The sequence below is a fragment of the Pseudomonas sp. Van50 genome (assembly GCF_055390755.1).
In genome coordinates this window covers 5,536,653-5,558,289 of the sequence record NZ_AP024343.1, presented here as the reverse complement: position 1 = coordinate 5,558,289, position 21,637 = coordinate 5,536,653, and the positions used below count along the sequence as shown (strand labels likewise).

The window sequence follows — 21,637 nt, the reverse complement described above, 5'->3', positions numbered from 1 at the left end:
TGCGCCACCGTGTCGACAACTGACGTCGCAAAGTTTAAGCCGAGGTGCTCCGTGGATATCATCGAAACGATTAAAGACCAGATTGCCAACAACACCATCCTGCTTTACATGAAAGGCTCGCCGAACGCGCCACAGTGCGGTTTCTCGGCCAAGGCTGCTCAGGCTGTGATGGCGTGTGGCGAGAAGTTTGCCTACGTGGACATCCTGCAGAACCCGGAAATCCGCGCCAACCTGCCCAAGTACGCCAACTGGCCAACCTTCCCGCAATTGTGGGTGGGCGGTGAGCTGGTCGGTGGTAGCGACATCATGACCGAGATGGCCGCCGACGGTTCTTTGCAGGCCACGATCAAGGCTGCGGTAGAAAAAGCGTCCGCGAACAAGACCGAAGCCTGATCCATGGAAGCCTGTTCACCACGCCGGTTGTGGTGAACGGGAAACCTTGTGGGAGCGAGCTTGCTCGCGATAGTGGTGTGTCAGTCAGCATTTTTATATCTGATCCACCGCCATCGCGAGCAAGCTCGCTCCCACAGTGGTTTTGAGTAGGGCCTGGGAGAATCCAGGCAATAAAAAGCCCCGCCTCTCGAAAGAGGGCGGGGCTTTTTAGTGGCCTGCTGCCGGGGAAGGTTACTCTTCGCCCATCTGCGATTGCAGGTAGTTCTCCAGACCGACTTTGTCGATCAGGCCCAGTTGGGTTTCCAGCCAGTCGATGTGCTCTTCCTCGGATTCGAGGATGTCTTCCAGCAGTTCACGGCTACCGAAGTCGCCAACGCTTTCGCAATGGGCAATGGCGGCCTTCAGGTCGGCGTGGCCGGTGCGCTCGATGCGCAGGTCGCACTCGAGCATTTCCCGGGTGTGTTCGCCAATGTGCAGCTTGCCCAGGTCCTGGACGTTCGGCAGGCCTTCGAGAAACAGGATGCGCTTGATCAGCTTGTCCGCGTGTTTCATCTCGTCGATGGACTCGTGGTACTCGTGCTTGCCCAGCTTGTTCAGGCCCCAATCCTCGTACATGCGCGCATGCAGGAAGTATTGGTTGATCGCGACCAGCTCATTGGCAAGGATCTTGTTGAGATGCTGGATGACTGTAATGTCGCCTTTCATGATGAGGCCTGCCCTGTAATAGCTGTGTATAGGGCAGAGTTTGAGCCGCGTATTTATCAGTGTCAAACCTAAGTTATTGAATAATAAATGAAAATTAATCGGAATAAGAATGTTTGTGTTCCGCGTCTGGACGCTAAGCATTTGATTTACAGGCATAAAAAAACCGGACATTGAGTCCGGTTCCTTGAAAAGCTGTCTTTACGCGGCAGTAAATTCTACCGGGTAGGGGATCGAGGCCTGTGCCGTTTGCACCTTGGCGAGGGTTTCACGCACCACTTCCTTGGCCAGGCAGGCACATTTGCCGCATTGGCTGGCTACGCCGGTGGCCTGGCGGACTTCGCGATAGCTGCAGCAACCTTCATAGATCGCTTCGCGGATTTGTCCGTCGGTGACGCCAGTGCAGAGGCATACATACATAAGTGAGAACCGTCGCTGGTTGTGACTCAATTGAGACGGATCTTAATGTTAACGAGAATGATTGTCAAAGTGGTTTCTCAAGGTCTTGCGCCAGAGCGGTGCCAGGCTGACGAACGGTTTTTTCCTTGGGCAACGAAGGCGGCACGCAGCGGGGCGGCGATTTTTCGATACCACCGAAAAACCGTTGAAGACAGTCCAAATGCGCGGTGTATGATGGTCGGCCCTTGCAAGCGGGTTCGTGTCACAGGGCTGTCGCCTGAGGGTGGCAGGCTGGCCCGGACTTTGTTTTCACGCTAATTACATCAGGAGATATCCAATGAGCGTACTCGTAGGCAAACAAGCCCCTGACTTCACCGTGCCAGCCGTGCTTGGCAACGGCGAAATCGTCGACAGCTTCACCCTGTCCTCGGCCATCAAAGGCAAATACGGCCTGGTGTTCTTCTATCCGCTGGACTTCACCTTCGTCTGCCCGTCCGAGCTGATCGCACTGGATCACCGCATGGATGATTTCAAGGCGCGCAACGTTGAAGTGGTCGCTGTGTCGATCGACTCGCACTTCACTCACAACGCCTGGCGCAACACCCCGATCAACAATGGCGGTATCGGCCAGGTGAAATACACCATGGCTGCCGACATGAAGCACGAAATCGCCAAGGCCTACGACGTTGAGTCCGAAGGCGGCGTGGCCTTCCGTGGTGCCTTCCTGATCGACGACAAGGGCGTTGTCCGTTCGCAGATCATCAACGACCTGCCGCTGGGCCGTAACATGGAAGAGTTGATCCGTCTGGTCGACGCGCTGCAATTCCACGAAGAGCACGGCGAAGTCTGCCCGGCCAACTGGAAAAAAGGCGACAAGGGCATGACCGCATCGCCTGAAGGCGTTGCCGCTTACCTGGGCGAGCACAGCGACAAGCTGTAAGCGCCTCCAGGCATAAAAAAACCGGCCCTCGATGGGCCGGTTTTTTTATGGGTGTTCCAAACTTGTCGGCTGAAACACAGAACCCTGTGGTGAGGGGATTTATCTGTGGGAGCAAGGCTTGCCCGCGATGGCGGCGATGCGGTCTTCCAAGAACCGAGTCGCCTGTGTCGCGAGCAAGCTTTGCTCCCACAGAGTGGCACCGCCCCACATTGGCTCTGCTCTTTAGTCGTCGAAATCCTGCCAGCCGCCCATCTCTTTCCACCGGTTGACGATGCCGCAGAACAGCTCGGCGGTCTTCTCGGTGTCGTAGCGGGCCGAGTGCGCCTCACGACCATCGAAATCGATGTCGGCTGCCTGGCACGCCTTGGCCAGGACGGTCTGGCCATACGCCAGGCCAGCCAGGGTCGCGGTGTCGAAGCTGGAGAACGGGTGGAACGGGTTGCGCTTCATGTCCAGGCGCGCGACGGCGGCGTTGAGGAAGCCCAGGTCGAAGCTGCTGTTGTGGCCGACCAGGATCGCGCGCTTGCAACCGTTGGCCTTGAGCGCCTTGCGCACACCACGGAAGATGTCGGTCAGGGCCGTTTCTTCGCTGACTGCCATGCGCAACGGGTGATCGAGCTTGATCCCGGTGAATTCCAAAGCCGCCGCTTCGACGTTGGCGCCTTCGAACGGTTCGACACGGAAGAAATAGGTGTGGTCAGGGAACACAAAGCCTTTTTCGTCCATGCCGATGGTGGTCGCGGCGATTTCCAGCAAGGCGTCGGTGGCGGAATTGAAACCACCGGTTTCTACATCGACGACGACCGGCAGATAACCACGGAACCGCGCGGCCATGGGGTGACGGGCGCCGCCCGAACCACCGTTGCCGTCCAGTTCGTCGTCGAAATGATCTTCACTCACGCGTTTTCCTCCAGCAGGCGCCAGCGCAGTTTTTCACCGGCGCGCAGCGGGATGACGGTCTGCTCGCCGAAGGGCAGGCTGACAGGGGCGGTCCATTCGTCACGGACCAGGGTAATACGGTCGGTGTTCACCGGCAGGCCATAGAAGCGCGGGCCATGCAGGCTGGCGAAGCCTTCGAGTTTTTCCAGCGCATTGCGCTGTTCGAACGCCTCGGCGTACATCTCGATGGCGGCATAGGCGGTGTAGCAACCGGCGCAACCGCAGGCCGCTTCCTTGGCGTGACGGGCGTGGGGTGCCGAGTCGGTGCCGAGGAAAAACTTGGCGCTGCCGCTGGTAGCGGCGTCCAGCAAGGCTTCCTGGTGGGTATTGCGCTTGAGGATCGGCAGGCAATAGAAGTGCGGCCGGATCCCGCCCACCAGCATGTGGTTGCGGTTGTACAGCAGGTGGTGGGCGGTAATGGTCGCGCCGACGTTGGCCGGGGCCTCGTTGACGAACTGCACGGCATCGCCGGTGGTGATGTGTTCGAACACCACCTTGAGGGTCGGGAAACGCTCCACGACGCGGCGCATGTGTTCGTCGATGAAGATTTTCTCGCGGTCGAACACATCGACGTCGCCCCGGGTAACCTCACCATGGATCAACAACGGCATGCCGACTTCGGCCATGGCCTCCAGCGCCGGGAAGATCTTGTCGATGCTGGTGACACCGGAATCGGAGTTGGTCGTCGCGCCGGCGGGATACAGCTTGGCGGCATGGACAAAACCGCTGGCCTTGGCGTCGCGAATCTCTTCGGGCTGGGTGCGGTCGGTGAGGTAAAGCACCATCAGCGGTTCGAAGCGGCTGCCAGCCGGGCGCGCGGCGAGGATACGCTGGCGATAGCCATCGGCCTCGGCGGCGTTGCGCACGGGCGGAACCAGGTTAGGCATGATGATTGCGCGCCCGAAGGTGCGCGCGACATCGGCGACGGTATGGGTCAACACAGCACCATCGCGAAGATGAATATGCCAGTCGTCGGGACGCAGCAGGGTCAGGCGGTCGGACATTAGGGGGCTTCCAGGCGGGTCAAACTCTGGGGAATGCTACCGGAAAAGACCGATTCAGGCACCCGCTATCAAGTTCTGCCACAACTTACCGATAGCTCCTACAGGTGTGCCACGAATCCGTGCAGTGCCCCGGACAGGCGTCATGCCCTCAAGCATGCGTCGATCTTTGTATAAAAGTCAGTGGAGCCTCCCGTGCGCCAGCGTTATCTAGCCTTGCTCAGTGTGTTTGCCAGCCTTCCCGCCATGGCGCTCACTTTCCAGACCCGTCTGGAGAGCATTGAGTGGGCGGTCGAAGGCGACAAGTTCGAGTGCCGGCTGAGCCAGCCGATCACCGATTTCGGCAGTGGCGAGTTCGTGCGCCGGGCGGGCGAACAGGCCACGTTCCGCCTCAAGAGCTATAACCCGATGCTGGGCGGCGGTTCGGCCACCTTGCTGGCGGCCGCCGCACCGTGGCAACCGGGGCGCGGCGATATCAACCTGGGCTCGGTCAGCATTGGCAGTGGCGATGTATTGTTCAACAGCTCCCAGGTCCAGGCCGGACGCTTGATCAGTGGGCTGATGGACGGTCGTAGCCCTGTGGTACGGCGTAACACCGAGGACGGTCGAGTGTCGGAAGTCCGGTTGCTGCCGGTGCGTTTCAATAAAGCCTTCGGCGATTATCAGAGCTGTGTGGCCAAGTTGTTGCCGAAGAATTTCGAGCAGGTGAAGCAGACCCAGATCGGCTTCCCCGGCGAAGAAGTCGAACTCGATGCCCATGCCAAGGCCCAGTTGCAGGTGATGCTCGACTTCATCAAGGCCGATCCGAGCGTCAATCATGTCGAGCTTGACGGTCACTCCGACAACAGCGGCAATCGCCTGACCAACCGCGAGCTGTCGCGCCGCCGGGCCCTGGCGGTCCAGGATTTCTTCAAGGCCAATGGTTTCCAGGAGTCGCAGATTACCCTGCGCTTCCACGGCGAACGTTATCCCCTGGTGCCCAACACCAACGCCGCCAACCGGGCCAAGAACCGTCGGGTGGTCGTGCGCCTCGAGCGCGTGGCGGCTAGCGAAGCACCGGCACCCCAGCCCGCCGCCGCGCAGCCTGCACCCGCTGCGCCCCCTGCCAAAGCGCCGGCGCCCACCGCTGCACCGGCCAAGACACCGGCACCCACGCCCGTCGGGACGACCGCGCGGACCTCCTGATTCGGTTTTGACCGTCGCGCGCTCGACATAATCTGTCGCTTCGTCGTCATAAGCTGTCGCGCCCCTGTAAATTATCCGCGCTGGACGTTAGACTTCACGGCTTTCCGTACAACCCGTGGAGTGATGGCATGGCGGACGTAAACAAGGTCGTTCTGGCGTATTCCGGCGGCCTGGACACTTCGGTGATCCTCAAGTGGCTGCAGGACACTTATAACTGCGAAGTGGTGACCTTCACCGCTGACCTGGGGCAGGGCGAGGAAGTCGAGCCTGCACGCGCCAAGGCCCAGGCCATGGGCGTCAAAGAGATCTACATCGATGACCTGCGCGAAGAGTTCGTCCGCGACTTCGTGTTCCCGATGTTCCGCGCCAACACCGTTTACGAAGGCGAGTACCTGCTGGGTACGTCCATCGCCCGTCCGTTGATTGCCAAGCGCCTGATCGAAATCGCCAACGAAACCGGCGCCGATGCCATTTCCCACGGCGCTACCGGCAAAGGCAACGACCAGGTGCGTTTCGAGCTGGGCGCCTATGCCCTCAAGCCGGGCGTGAAAGTCATCGCCCCGTGGCGTGAATGGGACTTGCTGTCCCGTGAAAAACTGATGGACTACGCCGAGAAGCACGCGATTCCAATCGAGCGTCACGGCAAGAAGAAATCCCCGTACTCGATGGACGCCAACCTGCTGCACATCTCCTATGAAGGCGGCGTGCTGGAAGACACCTGGACCGAGCACGAAGAAGACATGTGGCGCTGGACCGTCTCCCCCGAGAAGGCCCCGGATACCCCGCAATACCTGGAGCTGACCTATCGCAATGGCGATATCGTCGCCCTGGACGGCGTGGAAATGAGCCCGGCCACCGTGCTGGCGACCCTGAACCGCATCGGCGGCGAACACGGCATCGGTCGTCTGGACATCGTCGAGAACCGCTATGTCGGCATGAAGTCCCGCGGCTGCTACGAAACCCCGGGTGGCACCATCATGCTGCGCGCTCACCGGGCGATCGAATCGATCACCCTGGACCGCGAAGTGGCTCACCTCAAGGACGAGCTGATGCCCAAGTACGCCAGCCTGATCTACACCGGCTACTGGTGGAGCCCTGAGCGTCTGATGCTGCAGCAGATGATCGACGCCTCCCAGGCTCATGTGAATGGCGTGGTACGCCTGAAGCTGTACAAGGGCAACGTGATCGTCACCGGGCGTAAGTCGGACGAGTCGCTGTTCGACGCCAACATCGCGACCTTCGAAGAAGACGGCGGTGCCTACAACCAGGCCGACGCGGCCGGCTTCATCAAGCTCAACGCCCTGCGCATGCGCATCGCGGCGAACAAGGGTCGCAAGCTGTTCTGACCCTGGCGATATAAAAAACGGCCTGCCTTGAGCAGGCCGTTTTTTTTGCCCTCTGTTTTGCAAGGGCAGCCTCTTGTCTGCAGCACTGTCTCCTGATGGCTCATCCATCCTGCCCGTGGGTTGCAAGGTCTGCGTGGTGGTAAATGACGTACACGACGATGCCGGCGTGCTTCAAATGCTCAGGTTGGCAAGTTTCGCTCAGGCGACGGGATTGGCGGCACAGGATGCAAAAGGTGTCCGGCGGTTCATGCCTGGGGCGATGAAGACCTATCAGTCGCCGCCGGTGGTCCTTGCCCGCCCGACGTAGCATTCGTTTGCGCCGACAGGTCGCGTCATCCATGGTCTTTATGAAGTGCTTGCTCTTGCGAAAATCCGAAGGTGAATACAAGGAACGATAATTGAAGTTGAGGGTGATGAAAAAAAGCAGCAATAAATAGAAGGGGAAGCTGATCAGGAACCAGAGGTAATACTCACGGTCCTGATCATCCAGAAAAGGCAGGGAAACAGCCGCGGACGTTTCGGATAAAGTTGCGAATATGGCGATAAGGGTCATGGGGTTGGTGATGGTCTTCAAAGGTTTGTTCATGGTTAATGCTCATGGAATATTCATGCTCGTGAGTGGTTTGGAAAAAATAATATCGGTGGCTAATAAGGTGTCGCTAAAACAATCAGGGCTGTCGATGTTTTATATCGGGTGCCTGAACGTCTCTTATATAGGAATTTCCGCTGCTGAAGTGAGGGGGGCAGTTTTAACAGTAAATAATTCAGTTACTCTTTATGAGTAAAGTGCTTTCCAATGACCGGTCCGCAAGCAGGTAGGGCGGCGAAAGAGCGCATTATTCATAGGGGTAACGGATGCTCAAGGGCGCTCGGTCCTTCTCTGTAAAAAATTGAGGACACATTTTTCCCGGCGGGATTTGTAGGAGTTTTCTGTATAGCTTGTAGGATCTGTCTCTCGGTGCGAGCGGTCAGGGGGGGCGGCATGCCAAGGTAGAAATGACTAGGCTATTGTGCGTGCTCTAAAAATTCGAACAGCGAAGTTGGATTTGCCCATGAATAAAGTGCTGATCGTGGATGATCATCCCGTCATTCGTCTTGCTGTACGTTTGCTGATGGAGCGTCATGGTTATGAGGTCGTTGCCGAAACCGACAACGGCGTCGATGCGTTACAACTTGCTCGTGAACTTATGCCCGATATCGTCATTCTCGATATCGGTATTCCGAAACTGGACGGGTTGGAGGTCATTGCCCGTTTGACGGCCATACCTTCGTCAATGAAGGTATTGGTACTGACTTCCCAGGCGCCTGGGCATTTTTCAATGCGTTGCATGCAGACAGGGGCGGCCGGGTATGTCTGCAAGCAACAGGACCTTACTGAATTATTAAGTGCAATCAAGGCAGTACTGTCCGGCTACAGTTACTTTCCCAACCAGGCATTGCATACGGTGCGATCGAGCCTGGGTAATGCCAGTGAGTCCGATATGGTCGATCGGTTGTCGGGGCGGGAGATGATGGTCTTGCAGCAACTGGCGCGCGGCAAGACCAACAAGGAAATCGCCGATGGAATGTTCTTGAGCAACAAGACCGTCAGTACTTACAAGACCCGTCTGTTATTGAAGCTCAATGCCCGTTCGCTGGTCGACCTGATCGAGCTGGCGCAGCGTAATGGGTTGGTGTGAGGCTGCTGTCACGCGTACTCAGTAAAAAGCCTCCATCAGGGAGGCTTTTACGTGTCAGAGGTCAAAGTCGTAATCGGCCAGTTGCTTCTGTAAACGACGCTCTTCCAGCAGGTTATCGATGGTGCGGCGCTTGCTCAGGTTGGTTTTCGCTACTTCCGGCACGACCGCAGGTTCACCGTCGTCGGCCTCAGCGGCGATGAATTCGTCTTCTACATCCAGTTGTTCTTTGCCAGCACTCATGGGTTCGACTCCAGGCTAAGACTGCCATTGGCGCTCCTTATATCGATAAACCACGGGCGGGTAAAAAAGATTTTTTCAATCGATAGATCGATAAAAGCAATAGCGCCTCAATCGTCCGAGGTCTTGTGCTTGTATTCGCATAAATCTTCGATTCGGCAGCTGCCGCAGCGGGGCTTGCGCGCCAGGCAGACGTAGCGCCCATGGAGGATGAGCCAGTGATGGGAGTCCAGCAGGTATTCCTTGGGGACAAACTTCATCAGCTTCTTCTCCACCTCCACCACGTTTTTGCCGGGGGCCAGCCCGGTACGGTTGCTGACGCGGAAAATGTGGGTGTCGACCGCCATGGTCAACTGCCGAAACGCGGTATTGAGCACGACGTTGGCGGTCTTGCGGCCGACGCCTGGAAGGGCTTCCAGCGCTTCACGGGTCTGGGGGATCTCACTGCCGTGGCGCTCGATCAGCAGGCGGCAGGTTTCGATCACGTTTTTGGCCTTGCTGTTGAACAGGCCGATGGTCTTGATGTACTCGGACAACCCTTCGACGCCCAGGGCGTAGATCGCCTCCGGGGTGTTGGCGACCGGGAACAATTTAGCCGTGGCCTTGTTGACGCCGACGTCGGTGGACTGGGCCGACAGGATGACCGCGATCAGCAATTCGAACGGCGAGGAATAGGCCAGTTCGGTTTTCGGTTCCGGGTTGTCCTCGTGAAAGCGACGGAATATTTCCAGGCGTTTTGCGGCGTTCATGGGCGCGGCGTTTCCTCGGTGGTTGAAGGGGATTTGGCTGCCGTCCAGGCCTGTCGGGCCGCCAGTAGCAGGCCGAGCAGAATGAACCCGCCCGGGGCGAGCAAGGCCAGGGGAGGCCGCTGCCGATCAGCTCACGCAGGGTGCCCAGGCTGACCATCAAGAGACCGAACGCCCCAGCCAGCCTGAGGCGTCCAGGCAAGCGAGACTCAACGAAGAAACCCGCATGCTCCAGCGCCACGCAGCTCAAGGCGATCCAGCCCAGGTAAAGCCCCAGCGGTCGATACAGTTCCAATGCCCAGGCCTGGATGACAAAACCTATGCAGGTGGTCAGGGTAGCGGCCAGCACGATGGCGGCGAGCAGTTGTTGCGCGGTTGTCAGGCGTTGTCGGACACACCCCATCGCCAAGCCCTGGCAGAAGAACATCAAGGCCCAGGCCAGCCATAGCACCAGTGCGCCCATCAGCGAATCGCTGGCGCCCACCAGTGGGACGAGCAGCAGGCCGTGTGTCAGGCCCCATGGCCTATTCATTGGCAGGCACTCCCAACTGAGCCTTGTGCTCGTCGAAGTAACGCAACGCGTCGTGAACCGCTTGGAGCACCGCCCGGGATGTCACCGTTGCGCCGGCCAGTTGATCGAACTGTCCCTGGTCCTTCTTCAGGGCCCAGCCGCTGTCGTCAGGCGCCTGGCGTGATTTGCCGGTGAAAACCTGCATCCAGGTGTTCGGCCAGCCGGCAATCGCCGCGCCCAACCCGGGAGTTTCGGCTTGGCGCAGCGTCTTGACGCCCAGCAGCCGGCCCTGTGGATCGATGGCGACCAGCAATTCGATGCTGCCCTCATAGCCCGGTGCCTGGCTACGCAGCAGCACGGCGCTGGGCTGGCCATTGCGGGTCGCCAGATAACCGCCCAGCAGCGAGCTATGGGTCAAGGTCTCCGGGGCGGTGAGAACGGGGTGCGCCAATGGCTGATTGTCGTAGAGGCCGGTGGGCAGCACCTCAAGCATTGTCCTGTTCGCCAGCGCTTGCCGCTGGGTCTCGATGCGCCCGGCGGTGCCGAGGTGTGTGAGGTAAGTGGCACTGCAACCGAGGCCGATCAACAGGATCAGGATTGCCACGCCGCCGGGATTCTTCATGTCAGTGGCCGCCGTTGTCGCGCCTCGGCAAACCGGTCCAGTGCCGGCACGCCGAGGTTCATCAGCAACACCGCGAACGCTACGCCATCCGGGTAGCCGCCCCAGGTGCGGATCAGGTAGACCAGCAGCCCCATGCCCGCGCCAAACAGCAGGCGGGCGAGAGGGGCCTTGGCGCCCGAGACCGGTTCGGTCGCGATAAAAAACGCGCCGAGCATGGTTGCGCCGCTGAACAGATGAAACAGCGGTGAGCCATGGGAATCGGACCCCGACCCGTTCCAGCACAGCAGGCTGACGATAAACAGGCTCCCCAGCAGGCCCACCGGCGCATGCCAGCTGAACACCCGTTGCTGCAACAGAAACAGACCTCCCGCCAGGAACGCCAGATTGACCCATTCGGCACCGCGGCCACCGAAACGCCCGAACGCCGGATCGCTGGCGAACAGTTCATCGATGGTCAGGCTCGTGTTGGTTCGCAGGCTGTCCAGCGCGGTGGCCCCGGCCCAGGCGTCGGGCGTCGGATGAGTGCCGAACACCTGTTGCAAGCCTTCAAGCAGGCCCAAACCGTGGGGCGCGGGACTCATATGGGCGGGAAACGCCACCAGGACCAGGGCATAGCCGAGCATCGCCGGGTTGAACGGGTTGCTGCCGACGCCGCCCCACAGGTGCTTGCCGAACAGCAAGGCGCAGGCGGCCGCGGTGACGGTCAGCCACCAGGGGCAATACGCCGGCAAGGCCAGGGCCAGCAGCGTGGCACTGACCAGCGCGCTGCCATCGTTCAGTTCGGGTTTGAGCGGCCGGCGGCGCAAACGCAGCACCAACGCTTCGACCGCCAGCGCGGTGAGGCCGGACAACAGCAGGTTGAGTACCACGCCCCAGCCCTGGAACCACAGCAACGCCAGCACGCCGGGCAGTGTCGCCAGCAACACCCGCGTCATCGCGGGCCGCAGCCGTTCGTCCACGGTGTCAGGAAGCGGCATGGACGTCCACCTGGCGCTCGGCATCCTTCACCGCTTGCTCCAACGCCTGCAGTTGTTCATCCGATGCCGCTGCCGTACGGGCTTTGCTGAGTTCGGCGCGGCGCATCGCCAGTTGGATCTTGGCCCGCTTCAGTTCGGCGCTTTGTGCCGGAGCCGGGGCTGGCGTGATCGCGGGTGCGGCGTTTTCCAGTTGGCTCAGGGCCTGCTCGGCCGCTTCGAACTGGCGTTGCAGCAGGATCAGTTGCGACTGCTGCTCGAAGGTTGGCGGATGGCCGAACGCTTTCAAGGATTTGTTCAACTGCGCCCGGCTCATGGCCAGGTCAACCTTGGCTTTTTTCAAGGCGGCATCGGCGGTGGCGGCTTTTTGCGCGCGCACGCGTTCCAGTGCGGCTTGTACGGGATCGAGCGGCTGTTCCGGTTCCTTGGCCTGGGCCGCGCGCTGGGTACGGGCCAAGCGCTCCGCCTGGCGCTGTTCTTCTTCGCGGCGCAGGCGCGCATTGCGTTGTTCGAAGCGGCGCCGGGCGTGGTTGCGCTTGGCCGTTCGCGCCTGTTGCTCGGCGGCGCTGAAGGCCAGGCCGCCGACAATCGGCAACACGCTTGCCGTCGGCAGGGGCCGCATTTCGATGCAGTCGACCGGGCAGGGCGCCACGCACAGGTCGCAGCCGGTGCATTCGTCGATGAGGACGGTGTGCATCAGCTTGGCCGCGCCGACAATCGCGTCCACCGGACAGGCCTGGATGCACTTGGTGCAGCCGATGCATTCGGCTTCGCGGATGAAGGCGATTTGCGCCGGAGCCACGCCGCGGCTGGTGTCCAGTTCCAGCACTGGTATTTTCATCAGCTCGGCCAGGGCCGCGATGGTTTCGCGTCCGCCGGGCGGGCATTTGTTGATCGGCTCGCCCTGGGCGATGCCTTCGGCGTAGGGCTTGCACCCGGGGTGACCGCATTTGCCGCATTGGGTCTGCGGCAACAGGGCGTCGATACGTTGAATCAGGCTCATGTTTTGACCAGCCCGCGCAATCCGAGAAAGGCCACCGCCATCAGTCCGGCGCTGATCAACTGTATTGGCAGGCCCCTGAAGGGCAAGGGAATAGCGTGATTGAAGGTGCGCTGGCGCAGATCGTCGAACAGGCCCAGCACCAGCCAGAAGCCCAGCCCGGCCCCAGGCTCAGCGCCACGGCGTGGCCCAGGCCTCGGTCTTCCTGGCCGTTGAGCAGCGTGACGCCCAGGATGCCGGCATTGCCGAGCAGCAGCGGCCACAATCCATCGAACGGCATTGCGGGCAGCCAGCGTGTCAGCAGGCGCAGCAACGGCCCGATCAGCAAGATGCTCAAGGACAGCCAGACCAACAGGCGCAGGAATGTCAGATTGGTTGGCACGAGCACCCCATGATCGACCAGATAACCCAGGGTGCCGACGATCAGCATCAGGCACGCCGTTGCCAGGCCCAGGGCGTGCACCTGTCTTCTGCCGTTGGCCGCCAGCAGCGGATCGACGCCCAGCGGCCAATGCAACACCAGGTTGTTGATCAGGGCAGCGCTGAACAGCGTGAGGACGATTTCGGTCATGGGCGTGTGGGCGAACAAAGGGCCTGTTACAAGATTAGGCATTATCCGGCACGCCGGGAGTGCGGGCCAGATATGAAAATCCCACAGCCACCTGCAAGGCGACTGTGGGATCGGTGCAGCACGCGGTCGCGTTACTTGATCCGCTGGCCCGGCTTGGCGCCGCTGTCAGGGCTCAACAGGTAGATTTCCTCGCCACCGGGGCCTGCCGCCATCACCATGCCTTCGGAGATGCCGAAGCGCATTTTGCGCGGCTTGAGGTTGGCGATCATCATCGTCAACCGACCTTCGAGCTTGGCCGGGTCCGGGTAGGCACTCTTGATGCCGGAGAACACGTTGCGTTGCTCATCGCCGATGTCCAGGGTCAGGCGCAGCAGCTTGTCGGCCCCTTCGACGGCCTCGGCCTTGAGGATCAGCGCCACGCGCAGGTCAACGGCGGCGAAAGCGTCGAAGTCGATTTCCGGCGACAACGGATCCTTGGTCAACTCACCGTTGCCGGTCGGGCCGCCGGTGTCGGTCTGGCTGGCGGCCAGGTCTTCCTTGGAGGCGTCGATCATGGCTTGGACCTTGGTGGCATCGATACGGGTCATCAACGGCTTGAATGCGTTCAGTTGATGGTTGCTCAGCAGTGTCTGGTGGTCGTTCCAGGTCAGCGGCGCGACGTTCAGGAACGCTTCGGCATCAGCGGCCAGCAACGGCAGTACCGGCTTGAGGAAGATCACCAACTGGCGGAACAGGTTGATGCCCAAGGCGCAGATGGCCTGGACTTCGTCCTGCTTGCCTTCCTGCTTGGCCAGCGACCACGGGGCCTTGTCGGCGATCCAGGCATTGGCGCGGTCGGCCAGGGCCATGATTTCGCGCATGGCGCGGGCAAAGTCGCGGCTCTCGTAGGCGTCGGCGATGCTGGGTGCCGCCGCCAGGAAAGCGTCGGTCAGTTCCGGCGCGGCGTTACCGGCGACCAGGACCCCGGCGTTGCCCTTGTGGATGAACCCGGCGCAACGGCTGGCAATGTTGACGACCTTGCCCACCAGGTCGGAGTTGACCTTCTGCACGAAGTCTTCGAGGTTCAGGTCCAGGTCGTCGACGCCGCGGCCGAGCTTGGACGCGTAGTAGTAGCGCAGGTATTCCGGCGACAGGTGGTCCAGGTAGGTCCGGGCCTTGATGAAGGTGCCGCGGGACTTGGACATCTTCTGGCCATTGACGGTCAGGTAGCCGTGGACGTTGATGCCGGTCGGCTTGCGGAAACCGGCGCCTTCGAGCATGGCGGGCCAGAACAGCGCATGGAAGTTGACGATGTCCTTGCCGATGAAGTGATACACCTCGGCTGTGGAGTCCTTGCCCCAGAACGCGTCGAAGTCCAGCTCAGGCGTGCGGTCGCAAAGGTTCTTGAAGCTCGCCATGTAGCCGATGGGCGCATCCAGCCACACGTAGAAATACTTGCCGGGCTCGCCGGGGATTTCGAAGCCGAAGTACGGCGCATCGCGGGAGATGTCCCACTCTTGCAGGCCGGAGTCGAGCCATTCGGCGAGCTTGTTGGCCACCGCGTCGTGCAACGTGCCGCTGCGGGTCCAGGTTTGCAGCATTTCCTGGAAATCCGGCAGCTTGAAGAAGAAATGCTGGGAGTCCCTGAGCACCGGGGTGGCGCCGGAAATCGCCGATTTCGGGTCTTTCAGGTCGGTCGGTGCGTAGGTGGCGCCGCATTTTTCGCAGTTGTCGCCGTACTGGTCTTCGGTGCCGCATTTCGGGCAGGTGCCCTTGATGAAGCGGTCGGCCAGGAACATGTTCTTTTCCGGGTCGAAATACTGGGTGACCGAACGGGTGGCGATGTGCCCGGCGTCACGCAGCTTCAGGTAGATCTGGCTCGACAGCTCACGGTTTTCTTCGGCGTGAGTGGAGTGGAAGTTGTCGAAGTCCACCAGGAACTCGGCAAAGTCGGCGCTGTGTTCGGCCTGGACGTTGGCGATCAGTTGCTCCGGGGTGATGCCTTCCTTTTCCGCGCGCAGCATGATGGCCGAACCGTGGGCGTCGTCGGCGCAGACATAGATGCACTGGTTGCCGCGATGTTTCTGGAAGCGCGTCCACATATCGGTCTGGATGTATTCCAGCATATGGCCGAGGTGAATCGAACCATTGGCATAGGGCAGGGCGCTGGTGACGAGAATCTTGCGTGGCTCGGACATGGGGCTCGGCTACTTGATGAAACGGAGGTCGGCCACTATAAAGCGCCGGGAAATATATTTCACCCCACTGGCCTGTTTCCGCATGCATCGGTTGGGAACGGCGAAAGGCCTGAGCCAGGCACAATCTGTGGCGAGGGGATTGTGGGAGCAAAGCTTGCTCGCGAAACGGGCACCTCGATTTCTGAAAGACCGCATCGCCTGCATCGCGGGCAAGCCTTGCTCCCACACAGCGGGAGCAAGCTCCCTCGCCACACAAGCAGGCTCGGCGTAGGATAGCGGCCTGTTTTTCAAGTCTTGCTATCGGAGTTGCCCATGAGCGCCGTCAACCGCGCAGCGGTGGAAACCGTCCTTCGCCAGTACACCGACCCCTACCTGAACCAGGACCCGGTCAGCGCCGGATGCGTGCGCGCCATCGACATCCAGGGCGATCGCGTCAGTGTCCAGCTGGAAATCGGCTACGCCGCCGACCTGTTCAAGAGCGGCTGGGCGCAGATGCTGCAAATGGCGATCGAAGGCCTCGACGGCGTGACCGCCGCGACAGTCCAGGTCACCAGCGTGATCGCTGCCCATAAGGCTCAGGCGCAGGTGCCGGGGCTGGCCAACGTCAAGAACGTGATCGCCGTGGCCTCGGGCAAGGGCGGCGTGGGCAAGTCCACCACCGCCGCCAACCTGGCCCTGGCCCTGGCCCGTGAAGGGGCGAAGGTCGGGATTCTCGACGCGGACATCTACGGCCCGAGCCAGGGCATCATGTTCGGGATCGCCGAGGGCACCCGGCCGCAGATCAAGGACCAGAAGTGGTTCGTGCCGCTGCAATCCCATGGCGTGGAAGTCATGTCCATGGCCTTCCTGACCGACGACAACACGCCGATGGTCTGGCGCGGACCGATGGTTTCCGGGGCCTTGCTGCAACTGGTCACGCAAACCGCGTGGGGCGACCTGGATTACCTGGTGATCGACATGCCGCCGGGCACCGGCGATATCCAGCTGACCCTGGCGCAGAAAGTCCCGGTGGCCGGTGCGGTGATCGTCACCACCCCCAGGACCTGGCCCTGCTGGACGCGCGCAAGGGCGTGGAGATGTTCCGCAAGGTGAACATCCCTGTGCTGGGCGTGGTAGAGAACATGGCCGTGCACATCTGCTCCAATTGCGGACATGCCGAGCACCTGTTCGGCGAAGGTGGCGGGGAAAAGCTGGCGACCCAGTACGGCGTCGAACTGCTGGCTTCGCTGCCGCTGTCGATGGTGATCCGCGAACAGGCCGACGGCGGCAAACCGACGGTCATCGCCGAACCGGACAGCCAGATCGCCATGGTCTATCAGGAACTGGCCCGCCATGTGGGCGCGCGGATCGTGTTGCAGGAGGCCGCTTCACCGGCGATGCCGAACATCACCGTCAGCGACGATTGATCGACTGAACTGCAGTCTTATGTGGGAGCAAGCCTGTGGGAGCACAGCTTGCTCGCGATGACGGCTTCACCTACAACACATCTGTTGGCCTTAGAATCGCTATCGCGAGCAAGCTGTGCTCCCACAGGCCCGCTCCCACATTTCATTTGGTTTGCGCTGACCTTAGATCCGCAACCCGCCATCCATCTCCAAGATCCGCCCGGTGTAGTAGTCATTCTCGAAGATATACGCCGCCGAATGGGCGATCTCCTCGGGCTTGCCCATGCGCTTGAGCGGAATCCCCGAGGTCATTTTCTCCAGGGCTTCGGGTTTCATGCCCAGGGTCATCTCGGTTTCGATGAAGCCCGGTGCGATGCCGGCGACACGGATGCCGTAGCGCGCCAGTTCCTTCGCCCAGGTCACGGTGGCGGCGGCCACACCGGCCTTGGCGGCCGAATAGTTGGTCTGGCCGACATTGCCGGCGCGGGAAATCGACGAGATATTGATGATGGCGCCGCTGTTCTTCAGTTCGACCATTTTCGCCGCCACTTCACGGGTGCACAGGAACACGCCGGTGAGGTTGACGTCGATCACGGCCTGCCACTGGGCCAGGCTCATCTTGGTCATTTCGCCGTCCTTGACCTTGAGCAGCAGGCCATCGCGCAGGATCCCGGCGTTGTTGATCAGGCCGTGGATCGCGCCGAAGTCCTCGGCCACCCGGGCAACCATGTCGATCACCTGATCTTCATTGGCGACATTGCACAAGTAGGCGCGGGCCTCGACGCCCTTGGCTGCGCAGGCGGCCACCGCCTGGTCGAGTTTTTCCTGGTTGAGGTCCACCAGCGCCAGCTTTGCGCCTTTGTCGGCGAAATACTCGGCCATGGAGCGGCCCAGGCCCTGGCAACCGCCGGTGATAATGATTACTTTGTCAGTGAGTTGCATTCTCATGTTCCAGATGGCGCAGCGGTGGAGGGGGGACCTGTTGGGAGGTTTCTCGAATTTGTGACGGTGCAGCCCGACTGCACACGCGAACTGTCCCCTAGGTGTATCGGAACATTACTCCAGTCGCCCGACCGTTTTCTAGACGGATTTCATAAAAGGAGTCATAAATTGAGCGTTGAAGCTGCCAGACATGCCCGGGAACTGCTGCTCAAGGAATACCGTGGAATGCTCTCCACTCATTCCAAATCCATGCCCGGCTTTCCGTTCGGCTCCGTCGTCCCGTATTGCCTGGACGCACAAGGCTGGCCGCTGATCCTGATCAGCCGCATTGCCCAGCACACTCACAATCTGCAAAAAGACCCCAAGTGTTCGATGCTGGTGGGCGAGCGCGGTGCCGAGGATGTCCAGGCGGTGGGGCGCCTGACCTATCTGGCCGAAGCCCGGAAGCTCGAAGACAGCGCCGCCATCGAAGCGGCCGCCGAGCGTTATTACCGCTATTTCCCTGACTCGCAGAACCACCACAAGGCCCATGATTTCGATTTCTGGGTGCTCGAGCCGGTGCGCCATCGCTACATCGGCGGCTTTGGCGCCATTCACTGGATCGACCGGCTCACCCTGGCCAACCCCTTCGCCGGCAAAGCCGAAGCCAGCATGATCGAGCACATGAACGCCGATCACGCCAAAGCCATCGCCCATTACGTGGAACTGGCCGGCCTGCCGAAAAGCGAACCGGCGCAACTGGTGGGCATCGACAGCGAGGGCATGCACCTGCGCATTGGCCAGGGCCTGCACTGGCTGGCGTTTGCGGCACCTTGCAACACGCCGACACAAGTGCGCGAAGCCTTGGTTTACTTGGCTCACGCCGAGCAATGGCCAAAAAATGCCGAGGCCGACGCTTGAATTCACGAAAGGGCGACGTCATTTAAGGTTTCATAGCAAGGCATTCTTGCGTTGAGGAACCATTTGATGCGCCCTTTTTTGTTGCTCTTTCTGCTGTTTCCGGTGTTGGAGCTGTTCGTATTCGTCAAGGTCAGCGGTGCGATCGGGTTTTTCCCGGCGCTGTTGCTGGTCATTCTCGGCTCGATGCTCGGCGTGTTCGTGCTGCGCATCGCCGGCCTCGCCACGGCATTGCGTGCCCGTGAAAGCCTGAACCGTGGCGAGCTGCCTGCCCAGACCATGCTCGAAGGCCTGATGCTGGCATTGGGTGGCGGCCTGTTGATCCTGCCAGGCTTTATCAGCGACGTGCTGGGCCTGGTCATGCTGTTGCCGTTCACCCGTCGGTTGCTGGCCAATAAAATGCGCCAGCGCGCCGAAGAGCAGGCGATGCGCCAGCGGGCCTTCGCCGATGACCTGCAGCCCCGTGGCGGGCCGGCTCCGCGAGAACCCCTGGGCCGTGAGCCCAACGTGATCGAAGGCGAATTCGAACATCGCGACCCCAAGTAAAAAACCGCGACACGGCACCTTCGGGTGCCGTGTTCGTTTTCGGCTCCGAGAAGTAAAAAAATTCATGCCCTGCCCTTGTAATCGCCTTGTGCGCCCTTATGTATGGGTCACCGCAAGGTTTCCGGTGGCAACACCGGACAGACTTCCGCGGTTCGCTTGACGAACCGCACCCGGCACAGCCGGATTCGTTAAACCCGCCGGGACTACACCGGCCGATGAAAACCACAATTAGGAGAGATCGACAATGAAGCTTCGTCCTCTGCATGACCGCGTCGTCGTCCGTCGCAGCGAAGAAGAAAAGAAAACCGCTGGCGGTATCGTCCTGCCAGGTTCGGCTGCTGAAAAGCCAAACCAGGGTGAAGTCCTCGCTGTAGGTCCAGGCAAGGCCCTGGAAAACGGTGAAGTACGTGCGCTGTCCGTGAAAGTGGGTGACAAGGTTGTGTTCGGCCCTTACTCCGGTAGCAACACTGTGAAAGTTGATGGCGAAGACCTGCTGGTTATCGGCGAGAGCGAAATTCTCGCTGTTGTCGAAGGCTGATTTCCCGCTCATTTTCCCGCGACTACAAAGTATTTAAGGAATATCGATCATGGCTGCTAAAGAAGTTAAATTCGGCGATTCCGCCCGCAAGAAAATGCTCGCCGGTGTCAACGTCCTGGCTGACGCAGTAAAAGCGACCCTGGGCCCGAAAGGCCGTAACGTGATCATCGAGAAGAGCTTCGGCGCTCCGACCATCACCAAGGACGGCGTTTCCGTAGCCAAGGAAATCGAGCTGAAAGATCGCTTCGAAAACATGGGCGCGCAGCTGGTCAAAGACGTTGCCTCCCGTGCCAACGATGACGCCGGTGACGGCACCACCACTGCGACCGTACTGGCTCAGTCGATCGTCAACGAAGGCCTGAAAGCCGTCGCTGCCGGCATGAACCCGATGGACCTCAAGCGCGGCATCGACAAGGCGACCATCGCCATTGTCAAAGAGCTCAAAGCCCTGTCCAAGCCATGCGCTGACACCAAGGCGATCGCTCAGGTCGGCACCATCTCCGCCAACTCCGACAACTCCATCGGCGACATCATTGCCGAAGCCATGGAAAAAGTCGGTAAAGAAGGCGTGATCACCGTTGAAGAAGGCTCGGGCCTGGAAAACGAACTGTCGGTTGTTGAAGGCATGCAGTTCGACCGTGGCTACCTGTCCCCGTACTTCGTCAACAAGCCGGACACCATGACCGCCGAGCTCGACGGCCCGCTGATCCTGCTGGTGGACAAGAAGATCTCCAACATCCGCGAAATGCTGCCCGTGCTGGAAGCCGTTGCCAAAGCCGGTCGCCCACTGCTGATCGTGGCTGAAGACGTTGAAGGCGAAGCCCTGGCGACTCTGGTTGTGAACAACATGCGTGGCATCGTTAAAGTCGCAGCCGTCAAGGCTCCAGGCTTCGGCGACCGTCGCAAGGCCATGCTGCAGGACATCGCCGTACTGACCGGCGGTACCGTTATCTCCGAAGAGATCGGCCTGAGCCTGGAAAGCACCACCCTGGAGCACCTGGGTAACGCCAAGCGCGTGATCCTGTCCAAGGAAAACACCACCGTGATCGACGGTGCCGGCGTCGAGGCTGACATCCAGGCTCGCGTGACCCAGATCCGCGCACAAGTGGCCGAGACTTCGTCCGACTACGACCGTGAAAAGCTGCAAGAGCGTCTGGCCAAGCTGTCCGGCGGCGTTGCAGTGATCAAGGTCGGTGCAGGTTCCGAAGTTGAAATGAAAGAGAAGAAAGCCCGCGTTGAAGACGCCCTGCACGCTACCCGCGCAGCCGTCGAAGAAGGCGTGGTACCTGGCGGTGGCGTGGCACTGGTTCGTGCCCTGCAAGCCATCAGCGAACTCAAAGGCGACAACGATGACCAGAACGTGGGCATCCAGTTGCTGCGTCGCGCGGTAGAAGCACCGCTGCGCCAGATCGTTGCCAACTCCGGTGACGAGCCAAGCGTTGTGGTCGACAAGGTCAAGCAGGGTTCGGGTAACTACGGTTACAACGCTGCTACCGGCGAATACGGCGACATGATCGAAATGGGTATCCTGGACCCGGCCAAAGTGACTCGTTCGGCTCTGCAAGCGGCTTCGTCGATTGCCAGCCTGATGATCACCACCGAGGCGATGATCGCTGAAATCAAGGAAGACGCTCCAGCTGGCGGCGGCATGCCAGACATGGGCGGCATGGGTGGCATGGGCGGCATGATGTAAGCCAGCCTTACCCCTGTAGCGAAAAACCCCGCCTGCGAAAGCAAGCGGGGTTTTTTATTGCCTTGGATTTATCCCGTCATTGGGCTGGGCCCAGCTGTTTCTGTGCCAGCTGTTTCTGTGGGAGCAAAGCTTGCTCGCGATCACGGTGGGTCAGCTTGTCAGGATGCTGAAGCTGCCCTCGCAATCGCGAGCAAGCTTTGCTCCCACAGGGTTT

20 protein-coding genes and 4 pseudogenes are annotated in these 21,637 nt (G+C 60.5%); 10 read left to right on the top strand and 14 right to left on the bottom strand.

Annotated features, from left to right (window positions below; translation table 11 throughout):
* The first annotated feature begins 51 nt into the window (after positions 1-51).
* Entirely contained in the window at positions 52-393 is a 342-nt protein-coding gene (grxD, locus tag ACZ5M5_RS23875; protein ID WP_060740939.1) for a Grx4 family monothiol glutaredoxin, read from the top strand.
* Positions 394-624: 231 nt separating this feature from the next.
* Here the strand turns inward: grxD and bfr are convergent, their stop codons facing one another.
* Positions 625-1,098, bottom strand: coding sequence for a bacterioferritin (gene bfr / locus ACZ5M5_RS23870; protein ID WP_003178701.1), 474 nt, complete (start codon positions 1,096-1,098; stop codon positions 625-627).
* Between the two features lie 198 nt (positions 1,099-1,296).
* Positions 1,297-1,515: a bacterioferritin-associated ferredoxin gene (locus ACZ5M5_RS23865; protein ID WP_003178704.1), complete on the bottom strand. Its 219-nt coding sequence runs from the start codon at positions 1,513-1,515 to the stop codon at positions 1,297-1,299.
* A 316-nt stretch (positions 1,516-1,831) separates the two neighbouring features.
* Between ACZ5M5_RS23865 and ACZ5M5_RS23860 the strand changes: the two genes are divergently transcribed.
* Positions 1,832-2,434, top strand: a complete 603-nt coding sequence (locus ACZ5M5_RS23860; protein WP_003204949.1) for a peroxiredoxin — start codon at positions 1,832-1,834, stop codon at positions 2,432-2,434.
* A 222-nt stretch (positions 2,435-2,656) separates the two neighbouring features.
* Here the strand turns inward: ACZ5M5_RS23860 and rnt are convergent, their stop codons facing one another.
* On the bottom strand, positions 2,657-3,334 hold the full coding sequence (gene rnt, locus ACZ5M5_RS23855; protein WP_003204947.1) for a ribonuclease T: 678 nt from the start codon (positions 3,332-3,334) through the stop codon (positions 2,657-2,659).
* Complete coding sequence (gene pyrC / locus ACZ5M5_RS23850; RefSeq protein ID WP_060740940.1) at positions 3,331-4,377, bottom strand: dihydroorotase; 1,047 nt, start codon at positions 4,375-4,377, stop codon at positions 3,331-3,333. The genes rnt and pyrC overlap by 4 nt, the downstream gene beginning before the upstream one ends.
* Positions 4,378-4,569: 192 nt before the next feature.
* Between pyrC and ACZ5M5_RS23845 the strand changes: the two genes are divergently transcribed.
* Both ACZ5M5_RS23845 and ACZ5M5_RS23840 read left to right on the top strand, forming a co-directional pair.
* The gene (locus ACZ5M5_RS23845) at positions 4,570-5,559 is read left to right on the top strand and encodes a flagellar protein MotY (RefSeq protein ID WP_464738074.1); all 990 of its coding nucleotides are present in this window, start codon (positions 4,570-4,572) and stop codon (positions 5,557-5,559) included.
* A 128-nt stretch (positions 5,560-5,687) separates the two neighbouring features.
* Positions 5,688-6,905 (top strand): argininosuccinate synthase, encoded by a 1,218-nt coding sequence (locus ACZ5M5_RS23840; RefSeq protein ID WP_003204943.1) that lies wholly within the window; start codon positions 5,688-5,690, stop codon positions 6,903-6,905.
* A 328-nt stretch (positions 6,906-7,233) separates the two neighbouring features.
* On the opposite strand, the pseudogene ACZ5M5_RS23835 reads toward ACZ5M5_RS23840, so the two are convergent.
* Positions 7,234-7,491: pseudogene (locus tag ACZ5M5_RS23835) on the bottom strand (hypothetical protein); the annotation flags it as partial.
* A gap of 466 nt (positions 7,492-7,957) precedes the next feature.
* Here ACZ5M5_RS23835 and ACZ5M5_RS23830 point away from each other — a divergent pair.
* On the top strand, positions 7,958-8,584 hold the full coding sequence (locus tag ACZ5M5_RS23830) for a response regulator transcription factor (RefSeq protein ID WP_053124532.1): 627 nt from the start codon (positions 7,958-7,960) through the stop codon (positions 8,582-8,584).
* A gap of 54 nt (positions 8,585-8,638) precedes the next feature.
* Here ACZ5M5_RS23830 and ACZ5M5_RS23825 read toward each other — a convergent pair whose 3' ends face one another.
* The 8 genes and pseudogenes from ACZ5M5_RS23825 to metG all read right to left on the bottom strand — a co-directional run bounded on the left by ACZ5M5_RS23825 (position 8,639) and on the right by metG (position 15,422).
* On the bottom strand, positions 8,639-8,824 hold the full coding sequence (locus ACZ5M5_RS23825) for a PA3496 family putative envelope integrity protein (protein ID WP_060740943.1): 186 nt from the start codon (positions 8,822-8,824) through the stop codon (positions 8,639-8,641).
* A gap of 107 nt (positions 8,825-8,931) precedes the next feature.
* A complete protein-coding gene (gene nth / locus ACZ5M5_RS23820; protein ID WP_053124528.1) occupies positions 8,932-9,570 on the bottom strand; it encodes an endonuclease III in 639 nt (212 codons plus the stop codon).
* Positions 9,567-10,099: pseudogene (locus ACZ5M5_RS23815) on the bottom strand (Rnf-Nqr domain containing protein). Before ACZ5M5_RS23815 ends, nth begins: the two are co-directional and overlap by 4 nt.
* Positions 10,092-10,700: an RnfABCDGE type electron transport complex subunit G gene (locus ACZ5M5_RS23810; protein WP_464738073.1), complete on the bottom strand. Its 609-nt coding sequence runs from the start codon at positions 10,698-10,700 to the stop codon at positions 10,092-10,094. Before ACZ5M5_RS23810 ends, ACZ5M5_RS23815 begins: the two are co-directional and overlap by 8 nt.
* Positions 10,697-11,677 (bottom strand): RnfABCDGE type electron transport complex subunit D, encoded by a 981-nt coding sequence (locus ACZ5M5_RS23805; RefSeq protein ID WP_060740947.1) that lies wholly within the window; start codon positions 11,675-11,677, stop codon positions 10,697-10,699. Before ACZ5M5_RS23805 ends, ACZ5M5_RS23810 begins: the two co-directional genes overlap by 4 nt.
* Positions 11,664-12,677: an electron transport complex subunit RsxB gene (gene rsxB, locus ACZ5M5_RS23800; protein ID WP_060740948.1), complete on the bottom strand. Its 1,014-nt coding sequence runs from the start codon at positions 12,675-12,677 to the stop codon at positions 11,664-11,666. Before rsxB ends, ACZ5M5_RS23805 begins: the two co-directional genes overlap by 14 nt.
* A pseudogene (locus ACZ5M5_RS23795) lies at positions 12,674-13,245 on the bottom strand (Rnf-Nqr domain containing protein). Before ACZ5M5_RS23795 ends, rsxB begins: the two are co-directional and overlap by 4 nt.
* Before the next feature lie 131 nt (positions 13,246-13,376).
* Positions 13,377-15,422 carry a methionine--tRNA ligase gene (metG, locus tag ACZ5M5_RS23790; RefSeq protein ID WP_060740950.1) on the bottom strand — a complete coding sequence of 682 codons (2,046 nt, stop codon included), beginning with the start codon at positions 15,420-15,422 and terminating at the stop codon, positions 13,377-13,379.
* A gap of 312 nt (positions 15,423-15,734) precedes the next feature.
* On the opposite strand from metG, the pseudogene apbC reads away from it, so the two are divergent.
* Positions 15,735-16,828 (top strand): annotated as a pseudogene (gene apbC, locus ACZ5M5_RS23785) (iron-sulfur cluster carrier protein ApbC).
* Positions 16,829-16,990: 162 nt separating this feature from the next.
* On the opposite strand, the gene ACZ5M5_RS23780 reads toward apbC, so the two are convergent.
* Positions 16,991-17,749 carry an SDR family oxidoreductase gene (locus ACZ5M5_RS23780; protein ID WP_060740952.1) on the bottom strand — a complete coding sequence of 253 codons (759 nt, stop codon included), beginning with the start codon at positions 17,747-17,749 and terminating at the stop codon, positions 16,991-16,993.
* A gap of 168 nt (positions 17,750-17,917) precedes the next feature.
* Between ACZ5M5_RS23780 and ACZ5M5_RS23775 the strand changes: the two genes are divergently transcribed.
* The 4 genes from ACZ5M5_RS23775 to groL all read left to right on the top strand — a co-directional run bounded on the left by ACZ5M5_RS23775 (position 17,918) and on the right by groL (position 21,423).
* Positions 17,918-18,649 carry a HugZ family pyridoxamine 5'-phosphate oxidase gene (locus ACZ5M5_RS23775; RefSeq protein WP_464738072.1) on the top strand — a complete coding sequence of 244 codons (732 nt, stop codon included), beginning with the start codon at positions 17,918-17,920 and terminating at the stop codon, positions 18,647-18,649.
* Between the two features lie 66 nt (positions 18,650-18,715).
* Positions 18,716-19,192 carry an FxsA family protein gene (locus ACZ5M5_RS23770; protein ID WP_060740954.1) on the top strand — a complete coding sequence of 159 codons (477 nt, stop codon included), beginning with the start codon at positions 18,716-18,718 and terminating at the stop codon, positions 19,190-19,192.
* A gap of 244 nt (positions 19,193-19,436) precedes the next feature.
* Positions 19,437-19,730, top strand: coding sequence for a co-chaperone GroES (locus tag ACZ5M5_RS23765; protein ID WP_024619193.1), 294 nt, complete (start codon positions 19,437-19,439; stop codon positions 19,728-19,730).
* Positions 19,731-19,779: 49 nt separating this feature from the next.
* Positions 19,780-21,423 carry a chaperonin GroEL gene (gene groL / locus ACZ5M5_RS23760; RefSeq protein WP_053124505.1) on the top strand — a complete coding sequence of 548 codons (1,644 nt, stop codon included), beginning with the start codon at positions 19,780-19,782 and terminating at the stop codon, positions 21,421-21,423.
* The last annotated feature ends 214 nt before the right edge of the window (positions 21,424-21,637 follow it).

Excerpts from the sequence above, each read along its gene's own strand:
- bfr (WP_003178701.1), bottom strand. The coding sequence starts at position 1,098 with ATGAAAGGCGACATTACAGTCATCCAGCATCTCAACAAGATCCTTGCC.
- ACZ5M5_RS23865 (WP_003178704.1), bottom strand. The coding sequence starts at position 1,515 with ATGTATGTATGCCTCTGCACTGGCGTCACCGACGGACAAATCCGCGAA.
- ACZ5M5_RS23860 (WP_003204949.1), top strand. The coding sequence starts at position 1,832 with ATGAGCGTACTCGTAGGCAAACAAGCCCCTGACTTCACCGTGCCAGCC.
- pyrC (WP_060740940.1), bottom strand. The coding sequence starts at position 4,377 with ATGTCCGACCGCCTGACCCTGCTGCGTCCCGACGACTGGCATATTCAT.
- ACZ5M5_RS23840 (WP_003204943.1), top strand. The coding sequence starts at position 5,688 with ATGGCGGACGTAAACAAGGTCGTTCTGGCGTATTCCGGCGGCCTGGAC.
- ACZ5M5_RS23830 (WP_053124532.1), top strand. The coding sequence starts at position 7,958 with ATGAATAAAGTGCTGATCGTGGATGATCATCCCGTCATTCGTCTTGCT.
- ACZ5M5_RS23825 (WP_060740943.1), bottom strand. The coding sequence starts at position 8,824 with ATGAGTGCTGGCAAAGAACAACTGGATGTAGAAGACGAATTCATCGCC.
- nth (WP_053124528.1), bottom strand. The coding sequence starts at position 9,570 with ATGAACGCCGCAAAACGCCTGGAAATATTCCGTCGCTTTCACGAGGAC.
- ACZ5M5_RS23810 (WP_464738073.1), bottom strand. The coding sequence starts at position 10,700 with ATGAAGAATCCCGGCGGCGTGGCAATCCTGATCCTGTTGATCGGCCTC.
- ACZ5M5_RS23805 (WP_060740947.1), bottom strand. The coding sequence starts at position 11,677 with ATGCCGCTTCCTGACACCGTGGACGAACGGCTGCGGCCCGCGATGACG.
- rsxB (WP_060740948.1), bottom strand. The coding sequence starts at position 12,677 with ATGAGCCTGATTCAACGTATCGACGCCCTGTTGCCGCAGACCCAATGC.
- metG (WP_060740950.1), bottom strand. The coding sequence starts at position 15,422 with ATGTCCGAGCCACGCAAGATTCTCGTCACCAGCGCCCTGCCCTATGCC.
- ACZ5M5_RS23780 (WP_060740952.1), bottom strand. The coding sequence starts at position 17,749 with ATGCAACTCACTGACAAAGTAATCATTATCACCGGCGGTTGCCAGGGC.
- ACZ5M5_RS23770 (WP_060740954.1), top strand. The coding sequence starts at position 18,716 with ATGCGCCCTTTTTTGTTGCTCTTTCTGCTGTTTCCGGTGTTGGAGCTG.
- ACZ5M5_RS23765 (WP_024619193.1), top strand. The coding sequence starts at position 19,437 with ATGAAGCTTCGTCCTCTGCATGACCGCGTCGTCGTCCGTCGCAGCGAA.
- groL (WP_053124505.1), top strand. The coding sequence starts at position 19,780 with ATGGCTGCTAAAGAAGTTAAATTCGGCGATTCCGCCCGCAAGAAAATG.